Annotated in this window: 13 protein-coding genes; 8 read left to right on the top strand and 5 right to left on the bottom strand. The window is 71.3% G+C overall.

The annotated features are described in order from the left end of the window. Positions 1–100 precede the first annotated feature (100 nt). On the top strand, positions 101–859 hold the full coding sequence (locus tag U9J66_RS03340) for a thioesterase II family protein (protein WP_326336984.1): 759 nt from the start codon (positions 101–103) through the stop codon (positions 857–859). A gap of 25 nt (positions 860–884) precedes the next feature. On the opposite strand, the gene U9J66_RS03335 is transcribed toward U9J66_RS03340, so the two are convergent. Then, positions 885–2,714 (bottom strand): glycoside hydrolase family 13 protein, encoded by a 1,830-nt coding sequence (locus tag U9J66_RS03335; RefSeq protein ID WP_326336983.1) that lies wholly within the window; start codon positions 2,712–2,714, stop codon positions 885–887. A 190-nt stretch (positions 2,715–2,904) separates the two neighbouring features. Between U9J66_RS03335 and U9J66_RS03330 the strand changes: the two genes are divergently transcribed. Then, on the top strand, positions 2,905–4,980 hold the full coding sequence (locus U9J66_RS03330) for a serine hydrolase domain-containing protein (RefSeq protein WP_326336982.1): 2,076 nt from the start codon (positions 2,905–2,907) through the stop codon (positions 4,978–4,980). Between the two features lie 82 nt (positions 4,981–5,062). Further along, a complete protein-coding gene (locus tag U9J66_RS03325) occupies positions 5,063–5,584 on the top strand; it encodes a GNAT family N-acetyltransferase (RefSeq protein WP_017534741.1) in 522 nt (173 codons plus the stop codon). 74 nt (positions 5,585–5,658) lie between these two features. Here U9J66_RS03325 and U9J66_RS03320 read toward each other — a convergent pair whose 3' ends face one another. After that, positions 5,659–6,900, bottom strand: a complete 1,242-nt coding sequence (locus U9J66_RS03320) for a DNA cytosine methyltransferase (protein WP_326336981.1) — start codon at positions 6,898–6,900, stop codon at positions 5,659–5,661. A gap of 70 nt (positions 6,901–6,970) precedes the next feature. Here U9J66_RS03320 and U9J66_RS03315 point away from each other — a divergent pair, with 70 nt between their 5' ends. Further along, on the top strand, positions 6,971–7,417 hold the full coding sequence (locus U9J66_RS03315; protein ID WP_085994769.1) for a very short patch repair endonuclease: 447 nt from the start codon (positions 6,971–6,973) through the stop codon (positions 7,415–7,417). A gap of 46 nt (positions 7,418–7,463) precedes the next feature. Here U9J66_RS03315 and U9J66_RS03310 read toward each other — a convergent pair whose 3' ends face one another. Next, complete coding sequence (locus tag U9J66_RS03310) at positions 7,464–8,342, bottom strand: aldo/keto reductase (protein ID WP_017534743.1); 879 nt, start codon at positions 8,340–8,342, stop codon at positions 7,464–7,466. Positions 8,343–8,498: 156 nt separating this feature from the next. Continuing rightward, positions 8,499–9,410, bottom strand: a complete 912-nt coding sequence (locus U9J66_RS03305; protein ID WP_326336980.1) for an NAD(P)H-binding protein — start codon at positions 9,408–9,410, stop codon at positions 8,499–8,501. Positions 9,411–9,514: 104 nt separating this feature from the next. Here U9J66_RS03305 and U9J66_RS03300 point away from each other — a divergent pair, with 104 nt between their 5' ends. From U9J66_RS03300 to U9J66_RS03285, 4 genes are all read left to right on the top strand, one after another. Beyond that, positions 9,515–10,087 (top strand): TetR/AcrR family transcriptional regulator, encoded by a 573-nt coding sequence (locus U9J66_RS03300; protein ID WP_326336979.1) that lies wholly within the window; start codon positions 9,515–9,517, stop codon positions 10,085–10,087. 25 nt (positions 10,088–10,112) lie between these two features. Then, on the top strand, positions 10,113–10,652 hold the full coding sequence (locus tag U9J66_RS03295) for a CGNR zinc finger domain-containing protein (protein ID WP_017534744.1): 540 nt from the start codon (positions 10,113–10,115) through the stop codon (positions 10,650–10,652). Positions 10,653–10,764: 112 nt separating this feature from the next. Beyond that, positions 10,765–11,541: a 3-oxoadipate enol-lactonase gene (gene pcaD / locus U9J66_RS03290; RefSeq protein ID WP_161111929.1), complete on the top strand. Its 777-nt coding sequence runs from the start codon at positions 10,765–10,767 to the stop codon at positions 11,539–11,541. A gap of 16 nt (positions 11,542–11,557) precedes the next feature. Next, the gene (locus U9J66_RS03285) at positions 11,558–12,403 is read left to right on the top strand and encodes an isocitrate lyase/PEP mutase family protein (RefSeq protein ID WP_014909840.1); all 846 of its coding nucleotides are present in this window, start codon (positions 11,558–11,560) and stop codon (positions 12,401–12,403) included. A 42-nt stretch (positions 12,404–12,445) separates the two neighbouring features. Here the strand turns inward: U9J66_RS03285 and U9J66_RS03280 are convergent, their stop codons facing one another. Next, the gene (locus U9J66_RS03280; RefSeq protein WP_326336978.1) at positions 12,446–13,282 is read right to left on the bottom strand and encodes an SAM-dependent methyltransferase; all 837 of its coding nucleotides are present in this window, start codon (positions 13,280–13,282) and stop codon (positions 12,446–12,448) included. Positions 13,283–13,350: the final 68 nt, after the last annotated feature.

Genomic DNA, 13,350 nt, shown 5'->3' with positions numbered 1-13,350 from the left:
GGCGGGAAGCCGGAGACCAGGGAGGTGATCGGTTTCGCCAGGTTTATTACCCACTGGTAGGTTCGCGTTGTTACCCACAAGTAGGAAGGTGGTCGGAACCGTGCCCGAGGGTGCCCTGACCCGGATCAGACCCGTCCCCCACAGCACGCTCCGGATCTTCGTCCTGCACCACGCGGGCGGATCCCACCTGGGATATCGCGGATGGGTACGGCACTTCCCCGCCGACTGGGAGGTCTGCCTCCTGGACGCCCCGGGGCGGGCCCGCCGTATCGACGCCGAACCCCTCCGGGAGGCCGGCGCCCTGGCCGATCACCTGTGCGAGGTCGTACGCCCCGAACTCGACCGGCCCTACGCCCTCTTCGGCCACAGTATGGGCGCTCTGGTCGCCTACGAGATGACCCGGCGCCTCACCGACACGCCGCCGATCTGGCTGGGCGCCTCCGCCTGGAGTCCGACCCCCGGGGCCGAACGGCGCCGGCCCCGACACCTGTTCTCCGCGGAGGGCCTCCGCGAGGTGATCGTCCGTATGGGCGGTACCCCCAGGAGTGCCCTGGAGGACCCCGACCTGTGGTCCTACGTCGAGCCCCTGATGCGCGCCGACCTCGAACTGGTCGACACCTGGAACCCCGACCCCCGGGCCGCGCCGTTGACCGTCCCCGTGTCGGTGTTCGGCGGCGCCGACGACCAGGGGATGCCGCCCGAACGCCTCTCCGGGTGGGCCGACCACGTCGAGGGCGACATCCGCCACCACACCCTGCCCGGCGGGCACTTCTACTTCACCGGCCGCACCGGAGCGCTGGTCGAACGGATCACCGAGGACATCCGGAGCGTCCTGCGGAGGGCCCCGGGGAGGGTGTGACGCCCCCGCCGGGGCGGGGCCCGGGTCAGAGGCCGTCGCGTGAACCCACCGCGATCACCAGACCCGGCCCCCGGGCGGACAGCTCCACCCCGTCGTCGAAGGAGACCTCGACCTCCCCGACGCTCTCCATCACCGTCGCCTCCCGCAGACCCAGGTCGGTCGCCGTGGCGCTCGTGGGCCCGTGCGCGCCGTCGGTCAGATGCGCCAGGACCACCTGCTCGCCCAGGGTGCGCAGGAAGGTCATGTGGTGCTCGCCCGCGTCCAGCCAGCGCAGGCCGCCCTCGCTCAGGGCGGGCAGCTCACGGCGCAGGGCCAGCAGGCGCCGGTGGGCCTCGAACACCTCGCGGTCCCACGTCTCGGGCCGGTGCCAGGGCATCGGGGTCCGCGAGTTCTCCCCGTCCCTGCCGGTCAGTCCGATCTCGTCGCCCGCGAAGACGAACGGGACGCCGGGCAGGGTCGCCTGGGCGGCCACGCCCAGGATCTGGAGCAGGGGATCGCCGACCGCGGTCCGGAACCGCGCCGAGTCATGGGTGCTCAACGCGTTCACGCTGTGCGTGCGCACCCGCCAGGGCATTCCGGCGTTGGTCGCCCGCAGCGCCCGCACCGTCTCCACGGCCCCCTGGGAGGGCAGCGGCGCCGAGGTGTGCGTGGCCGCGTAGCGCACCCCTTCGGGGCCGGTGTTCAGCCAGGCCCACACCGGCCGGGTGAACCCCGCGTAGTTCATCACCCCGTGCCATCCGTCGTGCCGGGTATCGGGGCCCGCGTCGTAGAAGTGCTCGCCCAGCAGCCAGGCCTGCGGCGCGACCTCGCGCACGCGCTCCGCGATCCGGCCCGACACCTCGTGGTTGATGTCCAGGGCGCCCAGCCGGCCGGTCATGTTGGCCACGTCGATCCGCCAGCCGTCCAACGCGTCCTCGCCGACCAACCGCGCCAGCAGCACCGAGTCGTCGGCCTCGTACATCCGCTCGCGCAGCCCCGGGTCGGTGTGGTCGAGCTTGGGCAGGGAACGCACGCCCAGCCAGCTCACGTAGTCGTCCGGGTGGTCGACGAAGTGGTAGAAGCCGGCTTCGGGGGAGTCCGCGTCGGCCCGCGCGGCGAGGAACCACTCGTGCCGGTCGCCGGTGTGGTTGGTGGTGAGGTCCCCCATCACCCGCAGACCCAGCTCGCGGGCCCGCTCGATCAGCCTGGACAGGGCCGCGTCGCCGCCCAACCACGGGTCGACCTCGTCGAAGGAGGAGGCGTCGTAGCGGTGGGTGGACCCGGCGGGGAAGAAGGGCGTCATGTACAGGACCTCGACGCCCAACTCGACCAGGTGCTCCAGGCGCCGACGTACCCCCTCCAACGTTCCGCCGAAGTACTCGCGGGGCGCCAGAGGCCCGAACCCGGCGGGCTCGTCGTCCCAGGAGCGGGGCAGGGCCCACTCGGGGTGTTCGGTCGGCGGCTCCACCCCGTCGTCGTCCCGGGCGAAGCGGTCGGGGAAGACCTGGTAGACGGAGGTTCCGGTGACCCAGGAGGGCGGGTTCGGAGCCTCGAGGATCCGGAAGTCGCCGTCGTCGGTCACCTCGTGATCGTGCGGGCCCTCCTGGTTCAACCAGGTGTAGCGCCGATCCCGGATGATCGCGAACCGGTAGGGGGTGACCACCGGCAGCAGGGGCAGGTCGACGCCGTAGACGACCACGCCGTCGCGCTCCGCCTCGACCTCGGTCTCCACCAGACGCGCCTCGCCGTCCTCCACCACGCGCAGATAGACCCCGTCCGCGCCGCCGGGGACCCGCACCCGGAGACGGGCGTGGTGTTCGTGGAGGGTCACGTGGTCGGGGGAGCCGTCGTGGTGGGGGTCGTGGCGGAAACGCATACGGGTCGCTCCAGGGTCCTAGAGGGTAAGGGGATACGCATTGTCGCAAGAAAACGTCGCTGTGGCGAAAGTTTTTACGTAAGCCCTTTGCGAACAGGGGGCTCCCCACAGGAACACGAACCGAGAACGGACTTTCGACATCAGAGACGGGCGCACATCCCCCACGACCGTTCGTGAACAGGAGTGATCAGTGAACCCCGCCACCGCCCCCGACACCGGAGATCCCGGCTCGCCGAGATCGAGCCGGGTCGCCCTCGGGGCCCGAGGCCGGATACATCGAACGGTCCTGGCCGTCACCGCGACGGCCCTGCTGGCCATGGGATGCGCCCCGCACATGCCCTCCACCTCGCCCGCGCCTCCGGTGCCCCGTCCGGCCGGGCCCGAAGAGCCCACCCGGGACGACGTCGAGGCCTGGCTCGACGGAACCCTGCCCGCCGCCCTGGAGGCCGAGGGGATCGCCGGCGCCACCGTGAGCGTGGTCGCCGACGGCGAGATCCTCACCTCGCGCGGCTACGGCTACTCCGAGACGGGCACCGGCTACGAGTACGGCGAGACCGCCGCCGGAGACGTCGTCGCCACACCGGTGGACCCGGAGGAGAACCTCTTCCAGGTGGGCGAGCTGTCCGAACCGGTGACCGCCACCGCGGCGATGCTCCTCGTCGAGTCCGGCGAACTGGACCTGGACACCGACGTCACCGAATACCTCGACTTCGCGCCGCCGAGCTCCTTCGACACCCCGGTCACCCTGCGCCACCTGCTGACCCACACCGGCGGTTACGAGGAGCGGTACCGGGGGCGGACCCTGCTCGACGACGGCGAGGTCGACCTGCGCGCCCGCCTGACGACCGACCCTCCCGAGCAGGTCCACGAACCCGGGACCGTCCCCTCCCGCTCCGAGTACGGCTACGCCCTGGTCGGCCACATCATCGAACGCGTCACCGGCGACACCTTCGAGGACCACGTTCGCGAGAACGTCCTCGACCCGATCGGCATGGCCGACTCCGACTTCCACCAGGACACCCTCTACGACGGTGACACCCGGCCCTCCGACGGCTACGAGACCGACGACTCACGCCCGACGTGGTTCGAGGGCAGCGCCTCGGCGCCCTCCGGGGCCCTGTCCACCACGGCCGTGGACATGGCCCGCTTCATGCTCGCCCTCCTGGAGGACGGCGAGGGGCCGGGACCGCTGTCCTCCGAGACCCTCGACCTGATGCGCGGACCCGGCCTGGACGCCGACACCCTCGGCACCCTGGCCGAAGGACCCCGCGCGACCCTCGGCCTCCTGGAGGAGGATCGCGGCGGTCGACGGATCCTCGGCTACGACGGGGACAGCGCGTTCTTCCACTCCCGTATCCGCCTCCACCCCGACGAGGGCACCGGGATCTTCGTCTCCCTCAACAGCAACGGCCACGACGAGTACTCGGCCGCCCGGGTCCTCGACGCCGTGTCCGAGGGGTTCACCGACCGCTACCTCCCGGCCGGGGAGGAGGACGGAGAGGACGCGGAGGACATCTCCATCAGTCCGACCCGGGAGGAGCACGCGGCGATGGCCGAGGGCCGCTACGTCTCCTCGCGTTCGTCGCACAGCACCTTCCTCGCCGTCCGGGACCTGTTCGAACAGACCCGGGTCACGGCCCGCCCGGACGGCACCATCGTCGTCTCCCCGGACCCCGCGACCGGCGCCCCCGCCGCCTATGAGGAGATCGAGCCGTGGGTGTGGCGCGAGATGGAGGGGGACCGGACCCTCGTCATGCGCGCCGACGACCGGGAGGTCCGGGACCTCGGGTTCGGCGCGGCGTTCACGATGACCAGGGTCGACACCGTACGTGAGGCCCCCACGGCCCTGACCGTCCTCGGCGTCTCCCTCGCGATCCTGCTCCTGGCCGCGCTGTCCTGGCCGATCTCGGCCCTCGTCCGCAGGAGCCTGAAAGGGGAGCCTCGTGCCCGCGACGGCCGGACCGCCCGTGTCCTGACCAGGGGCGCGGTGGTCTGCGCCCTGGCGGCGACGGCGCTGTGGGCCTGGATCGTTCCCGAGGCGACCGGGACCTGGGACGTGGCCTGGAGCCTCATCCGCTCGGCCCAAGGGTTCACGCTCCTGGGGGCCCTCGGGGTCCTGCCCGCGGCCGTCTCGCTCGTCCGTGCTCCGCGGGCCCGGGAGCGGTGGTTCCGGGTCCTCGCCGGGGCCGTCGTCCTGGCGGCCCTGGTCGGGTTCGCCTGGTCCGCCGCCGTCTCCGGCGTGATGGCCTGGGACATCACCTACTGACGAGGCCCATGGCCGAAGGAAGACCGGAAACAGGACGTGAACCCCCTGTTCGGGGCCTTTTGTCCGGGTTAACGTGGTGAGTATGAGCCTTCAGCTGCCGACCGACCGACTCCTCATCAGGGAGTGGGAGCTGGGCGACGCCGACGCGGCCCTGAGCGTCTACGGGGCCGAAGAGGTCACGCACTGGCTGACACCGGAATGGCACCCGGTGACCGACATCCGCGCCATGCGCTCGGTGCTCCACGCCTGGATCGAGGCGGGGCCCAACCTGATCCCGCCCGCCGGGCGCTGGGCGATCGTTCGGAAGGAGGACGGTGAACTGGTGGGAGGGCTCGCCTTGAGGCTGCTCCCGCCCTTCGAGGAGGACTTCGAACTGAGCTGGGCCGTCCGCCCCGATCTCTGGGGCCAGGGCTATGCCACCGAGGCGAGCCAGGCCATCATCTCCTGGGCCTTCAGCCAGGGGATCGAGGAGGTCTTCGCGGTCGCCCGCCCCAACAACGAACGGGCCATCTCCGTCGCGCGCAGACTCGGCATGGAATGGGTCGGCGAGACCGAGAAGTACTACGACATGCGTCTCCAGGTGTTCCGCCAGCGTCCGGGCTGACCGTACCCGGCAGATCCCCACGCCCGCGGGCCCGCCGCTCTACGGCGGGCCTGCGGGCGTTCACGCCCCGGTGTTCAGCCGGCCGCCCGGCGCGGGGGTACGGACACCGCGCCCACCTCGGCCAGATAGCGGTACACCTCGCCCGCCAACACCGCCGCCAACCCCACCGGAACCGCGTTGCCGATCTGCCGGGCGATCTGCGACTTGCCGCCGCACCAGCGGAAGTCGTCGGGGAACCCCTGGATCCGCGCCGCCTCCAGATGGGTGATGGGACGGTGCGCCGTGGGATGCAGGTAGCGCCCCTTCTCCGGCTTGAAGAACTCGGTACGGATGGTGACCGAGGGACGGTCGATGTACAACCGCCCCATCACGTCCCCGGAGCCGTTCTTGTGCCGCAACCACGCCTTCGTGGACAGCTCCGCGGGCAGGTCGTTACGGTTACCCCCCGGCGGGATCGCCTTGTAACGCTCCAACGACAACGGTTCGGGGTTGCGACCCACGTGCAGTTCGGAGGTCAGGTAGCTTCCCGGAAGCCGTACCCCCAAAGGGGCGCAGAAGCGGGCCGGCAGTTCGGTCGTCCGCGTGGTGGGCGGAGAGCCGGCGAAGATCGACCGGACGCTCTCCCAGGGCGGCAGCGCGGGGGCGGGGTTCACCGGGCGACGCGCCCGCCTGCGGTCCACGACCACCTTGGCGTGGGTGGGGTCTGGATAGCCGAGCCCGAGCCCCGACGGATGGGCGGCGCGGACATCACGGCGCGTGGCCAGGACGAACGCCCGACGACGGGTCTGCGGAACCCCGTAGTCGGCCGCGTTCAGCACCCTCGCCTCGGCCAGCTCGTACTCGCGCAGCAGCCCGTCCGGCCTCTCGGTCTCGCCCCGCAGGAGCGAGAACTCGTCGGAGTCCAGGAAACGGCCGACGTTCTCGATCACGAACACCTTCGGCCGCAGCGCCCGCACCACCCGCACGTATTCGCGCCAGAGCACGTTGCGTTCGTCGTTCAGGTCCTTGATCAGATTCCTCTTGTTGAGGAGGGAGAACCCCTGGCACGGAGGGCCGCCGAGGATCACGTCCACCGGATCCTCGATCACGGCCGGATCCCACTCCTCGATGTCGCCCGCGTGGATCCGCTCGATCCCCGTGTGCGCCCCGAAATTGGCGGCGTAGGTCGAGGCCGCCGCGATGTCGTGCTCGACCGCGCCCACGGTACGGAAGGGGGAGTCGTCGCGACCCGGGGCGCGGAAGGAGTGGAAGCCCGTGGTGAGCCCGCCGCACCCCGCGAACAGGTCGACGATGTTGATCGAGTCGTCCGTGAGCATGGGTTTCAAGATAGATCAGGTGTATCGGAGCGGCGAACCGAACGGGGAACGTCGGGCCTAGGATCGACCCGTGGACGTACGGAGACCGACGCGGGCGGCGAACGAGGGCACGCGTAAGAGCATGCGGTCGAACAAGGGCCGCGACACCCGACCCGAGCTGGCGATCCGCCGCCGTGTCCACGCGGCGGGGCTGCGCTACCGGGTCTCGGCCCGGCCGTTGCCGGGCTTCCGACGCACCGCCGATCTGGTGTTCACCCGGCTCAGGGTCGCCGTGTTCGTCGACGGCTGCTTCTGGCACGGATGTCCCGAACACCACACGGTGGCGGCGACCAACGCCGCCTACTGGGCGGAGAAGGTCCGGGCCAACCGCGCCCGTGACAAGGAGACCACCGAACGGCTCCTCGACGAGGGGTGGCGGGTCGTCCGGATCTGGGAGCACGAGGACCCGGACGCGGCGGCGGCGCGGGTCATCGCCGAGGTCCGCTCCGCCCGGGAGAAGGACGAGAAGGACACCTGAGGCGCGGCCGGGCCGGGGCGCGCGAGGACGCCCCGGCCCGAGGGCGTCAGGACAGGAAACGGCCGATGCGCTCGACCTCGTCCTCGGACAGGCGCACCGCCGCGGCCGCGGTGTTCTCCTCCAGGTGCGCCACCCGGGAGGTCCCCGGGATCGGCAGCATCACGGGGGAGCGGTGCAGCAGCCAGGCCAGCGCGAGCTGTACGGGGCTGATCCCGTGTTCGGCGGCGATCGAGGCCAACGGGGAGGTGGGCGCGGCCATCTCCCCGCGATCCACCGGTGCCCAGGGCAGGAAGGCGATCCCGTCCTTCTCGCACTGTTCCAGCACGTCCTCCGACTGGCGGAACGAGGGGGCGTACCGGTTCTGTACCGAGGCGATCGGGGCGATGGCGCGGGCCGCGGACAGCTCGTCCACGCTCACCTCGCTCAACCCGATGTGTCGGATCTTGCCCTCGCGCCGGAGCTCCACCAGGGCGCCGAGCTGGTCGGCCAGTGGCACCTCGGGGTCGATCCGGTGCAGCTGCATCAGGTCGATGCGCTCCACGCCCAGATTGCGCAGGCTCAGCTCCACCTGCTGCTTGAGGTACTCCGGACGCCCCAGCTTGTGCCACTGGGCGGGGCCGGTCCGGGCGAAACCGGCCTTGGTGCCGATGACCAGACCCTCCGGATAGGGGTAGAGGGCCTCCTTGATGAGCTGCTCGCTGATCTGCGGACCGTAGGAGTCGGCGGTGTCGATGAAGTCGATGCCCAGCTCGACCGTCCGGCGCAGCACCGCGAGGGCCTCGTCCCGGTCGCGGGGCGGGCCCCACACCCCTTCGCCGACGATCCGCATCGCGCCGAAGCCCAGTCGGTGTACGCGCAGATCACCTCCCAGGAGGAGTGTGCCCGCCTGCTCGGCGATGTGCGGTGTGGTGTGTGCGTCGGTCACGTTGTCCCTTCCAGTACGGCTCGGAGCCGGGTGCGTGCCATCGTTCCGGGTGCCCGGCGGGGAGCCCCTGTTCGGGGCGTCGTGTCGCGGATCACGTTCCGGCCGGGGTCGGAGCAGGATCGCAGGTGGTGAGGCGGGGGCGCAAGGCCGACGCCCTCACCGGTGCGGAGCCGTGGGGGAGCCGGTTCCGTCGGAGTCGGGCCGCCGGAAGGAGTCCGCGTGGTCGAGGACCCAGCGGGCGTAGTCGCGCCCCGGGTGTCCCATCACGCGCTCGTAGTCGCCGGAGACGATCTCGCCCGCCGCCCACTCTCGGCCCTCGTCCGCCGGGTCGGGCTCCCACAACAGCCAGTCGCACATCTGGGGCGGCACGCCCTCGGCGAGCCACAGCTCCCGGGCCTCCTCCAGGGAGAGAGGCACGAAGGAGACCTCCCGCTCCAGTACCCGCGCGATGGTCTCGGCGCGCTGTTCGGGGGTGATCGGCTCGGGTCCGGTGATCTCGTAGGCCCGCCCTCGGTGTCCGTCCCGGAGCAGCGCGGCCACCGCCATATCGGCCATGTCCGCCTCGTGCACGGGGGCGCCGGGCTGTCCGGCGTGGGCCGAACGGAACACGCCCTCGTCGCGCACGGTCCCGGCATGGGAGTCCAGGTCGTTGATCATGAACTCGCCTCCACGCAGGTGGGTCCACTCCAGGCCCGAGCGCTCCACGGCCTCCTCTACCGGGCGGTGGTGGAGATGTCCGAGGTTCCCGTCGACGTCGGCGTCGGGGTCGGTGTCCACCGAGGCCGAGGAGAAGAGCACGATACGCCTCACCCCGGACCGCGCGGCCCGATCCACGACCTCCTCCGCACCCTCGGGGTGGGGGTAGAGCAGGAGGGCGTCCACGTCGTCGAAGACACCGTCGAGGGTGTGGGGGAGTTCCAGGTCTCCCTTCGCGGTCTCCACGCCGATGGGGAAGGCGCGGGCGTCGGGGGCTCGGCTGAGCGCGCGGACGGTCGCTCCTCGTTCGAGGAGCGCCGGTACCACCAGGGAACCGACGGTGCCGCTCGCTCCGGTCACCAGAACACGCATGGGGGGTCCTCTCGCAATGGGATTTCTTTGCTCCTTAATGGAACATGAGTGTCCCACATTAGGGCATGGAAGTACCTTTATGGGAAGGGGGATAGGTTGTCGCCATGACGAGCACCGAGAACCCGCGGCGCGGAGCGCGCGGACGAACCCGACGCGCGATCCTGCGAGCGGCCGCCTCCGTCCTGGCGCACGACCGCAACGCCCCGCTGTCGGCCGTGGCGGAAAGGGCCGAAGTGGGGCGCAGCACCCTGCACCGCTACTTCCCCGACCGAGGGGCGCTGCTCGCGGCCACCTTCGAGGAGTCGCTCTCCGAGATGGGGCGTGCGCTGGAGGAGGCCCGCCCGGAGGAGGGGCCCGCGCTGGAGGCCATGCGGCGTGTGGTCTCCGCCCACGTGGAGGTGATCGAATGGGTGGTCTTCGCCTTCGGGGATCCCGCCAACGAGGTGTACATGCCCGACGACGCCGACCCCGAGCCCGACTTCCTCTTGGATCTGGTCCGTCGTGGCCAGGACGAGGGCGTCCTCGACCCCGGGTCCGACCCGTCCTGGGTGGTCCACGTTCTCTGGGCCCTGCTGTTCACCGGGATGGAACAGGTCGAGGCCGGGCGGATGCCACGCCACTCTCTCGCGCCCACCCTGATCCGGACCCTGGAAGGGGGGATCCTCGCGCGGGGGTGAGAACGCCCTCTGATGTCATGGGTCCATGCACTTGAACCCTTACGGTCAGGATCCGCTCACCCTCGCCGTGGACCTGGTCAACCATCCCCCGGAACACCCCGAGGACCTGGAACGACGCTGTTCGGAGCACCGTCTCCTCCTGGAGCGCGCCGTCACGGGCGAGGACCTGGAGGCGGTCCGAGGGTTCCTGCGCCGCTGGGAGGGGGTGATCGAGGCGCCCGACCTCCCGAGCCGCGCCGAACGGCTCAACCTCCTGCTGGAGGAGTTCTCCGGCCCGCCCCGGCTGACCGACCACGCGGGCACCGGATGGCATCTGCACTACCGCCCGGACCTGCTGCCCGCCCACCGGCAGGTCGCCTCCCTGATCGCCGTGGGCACCGCCCTGCACCTGACCGGCCGGGGCATGGAGCGTCTGGGACGTTGCGCCGCCCGCGGCTGCGCGAACGTCTACGCCGACTTCTCGCGCAACGGCCGTCGACGCTACTGCTCGCCCGTCTGCGGGAACCGGGACGCCGTCCGCCGCCACAGGGCCCGCGCCACCGAGATCGAGGAGGAGGTCGGCTGACCCGGCCGCGCCGTCCCGTTCGAACGTCTCCGCCCCGGCGTACGGTGTTCACCGAACGGGGCACGGGTAGGACCGGCCGGGGACCGTAACGAGAGTCGAAAGAGGCGGACGGATGAGCGTCGAACTCCACCACACCGTGCACGGACCGGCGGACGCACCGCCCCTGGTGCTGGGAGGGTCGCTCGGCTCCACCCTCGACATGTGGGAACCCCAGATCGAGGCGTTGTCCGCGCGTTTCCGCCTGATCCGGATCGACCACCGGGGCCACGGCGGCTCACCCGACCCCGAGGGCCCCTACACCATGGCCGACCTGGGCGGAGACGTCCTCGCCCTGCTGGATCGGCTGGGCATCGAACGCGCCCACTACGCGGGGCTCTCCCTCGGCGGCATGATCGGCCAGTGGTTGGCGATCGAGGCCCCCGAGCGGATCGACCGTCTCGTCCTGATGTCCACCTCCCCGTACATGGGGCCCGCGCGGAACTGGCGCGACCGCGCCGCCGTGGCCCTGGATCAGGGGACCGGTGCCCTGGCCCCCGGGGTGGTGGAGCGATGGTTCACGCCTGACTACGCGAAGGAACACCCCGAGGACGTCGCCCGGCTGCGCTCCCAGATCACGGACACCTCCGATCGGGGCTACGCCGGATGCTGCGGGGCCATCGAGGGCCACGACACCCGTGCCGACCTGGGGCGGATCGTCGCGCCCACCCTGGTGGTCTCAGGGACCGAGGACCCCTCGACCCCGTTCGAGGAACACGGTTCGGTGCTCGCCGAGGAGATCCCCGGCGCCCGGAACGCGCTGGTGGAGAACGCCGCCCACCTGCTGTCCTGGGAGCGTTCGAACCGGACGAACGCCCTCCTCGTCGAGCACCTGACCGCCACCGCCCCCTGACCGCGAGAAGAGGAACATGGACACCTTGGAGGAGACCCTGCGCGAGCGGGGCGAACGCTTCCACGCACTGCACGGGGGGCCGGGCGCCTTCGTCCTGGCCAATGCCTGGGACGCCGGTTCGGCCCGCCTGCTGGCCGAGGCGGGCTTCGTCGCGCTGGGCACCACCAGCGCCGGGTTGGCGCACTCCCTGGGCCGCGCCGACGGGGCGGGGCTGGTGGACCGGGGCGAGACCCTGGGCAACGCCAAGGCGATCGCCGTCGCCACCGACCTTCCGGTCTCGGTGGACCTGGAGAGCGGTTTCGGCGAGGAACCGGCGGAGGTGGCGCGCACGATCACCCTGACCGGGGCGACGGGGGCGGTCGGCGGGTCGGTGGAGGACGCCACCGGTGACCCGGCAGCGCCGATCCGACCCCTCGCGGAGGCGGTGGAGCGGGTCGAGGCCGCCGTCGAGGCGGCACGACGTCTGCCGTTCCGGTTCACGCTGACGGCGCGGGCGGAGAACTTCCTGTACGGGCGGCCGGATCTGGAGGACACCATCGCCCGGCTTCGGGAGTTCGAGCGAGCCGGAGCGGACGTGCTGTACGCTCCCGGCCTGCCGGACACGGAGGCGATCCGGCGCGTGTGCGCCTCGGTGGAGGCCCCGGTGAACGTCCTGGCGGCCGGTGCCGCGGCCCGGTCGACGGTGGCGGAACTGGGTGCCCTGGGGGCCCGCAGGGTGAGCCTGGGGTCGGGGCTGTCGAAGATCGCGCTGACCCACGCGTTGCGTTCGGCCCGGGAGATCGCCGAGCACGGGCGTCTGGACGGGCTGACGGAGTCCCTGTCCGGATCGGAGCTCGACCGGCTGATGGGACACGGAGCCTAGGGACACGGGACGGGCCCGGCGAGACGCGCCGGGCCCGCTCGGTCACGGCTTGAAGGCGACCCCGGCCAGTTCCCAACGCTTGACGGAGGGGTCCTCGGGGCGGAAGACCGGCGGCCGGTCCTCATGACGCCAGGTCGAGCAGTCCACGGTCCGGGGGCCCTCGTCACGGTCGTCGAGCCAGGGGCTGACCAACTCCAGGCCCTCGAAGGCCCGGGAGGCCTCCTCGGGGCTGCGGACGCGGCCCCAGGGGGTGCCGAAGCCCAGGATCTTCTCGGTCATCCAGGCGGCGGCCTCGTGATCGTCGGAGACGATGTGCGAGTAGATGACGGCGGAGCCGGGGGCCAGCCGCTTCATGAGCGAGCGCACCATGCCGAAGGGGTCGCTGTCGTCGGGCAGGCAGTGCAGCAGGGAGACCAGCATGACGCAGACCGGCCGGTCGAAGTCGAGCAGGTCGATGGCCTCGGGGGAGCTCAGGATGGGGCCGGGGTCGCGGATGTCGGCCAGCAGGAAGGCGGTCGTGCCGTTCTCGCCCAGGAGGGCGCGGCCGTGGGCGAGCACGATGGGGTCGTGGTCGACGTAGAGCACCCGTGCCCCGGGATCGGCCCGCTGGGCCACCTGGTGGGTGTTGTCGGTGGTGGGCAGCCCCGCGCCCAGGTCGAGGAACTGGTCCACCCCGCGCGAGCACACGTACTCGACGGCTCGACCGAGGAAGGCCCGGTTGTCGTTGGCGAAGGAGACGAGTTCGGGGATACCCGCGGCGAGCTCTTCGCAGGCCTTCCGGTCCGACTCGAAGTTGTCCTTCCCACCGAGTAGGTAGTCGTACATCCTCGCGATGCTGGGAGTTTCCATGTCGATGCGAGGGGGGAAGAGATCGGCCATAGGAGAGGTACCAATCAGGGCTCGTGGTGCGGGTCGCCGTCAGGCGAATCGTAACCGTGTTCCGCCCG

This window comes from Nocardiopsis sp. LDBS1602, from assembly GCF_035818715.1.
Taxonomy (GTDB): domain Bacteria; phylum Actinomycetota; class Actinomycetes; order Streptosporangiales; family Streptosporangiaceae; genus Nocardiopsis; species Nocardiopsis alba.
The sequence above is the reverse complement of the archived record's forward strand: the minus strand, read 5'-3'. Positions and strand labels throughout refer to the sequence as shown.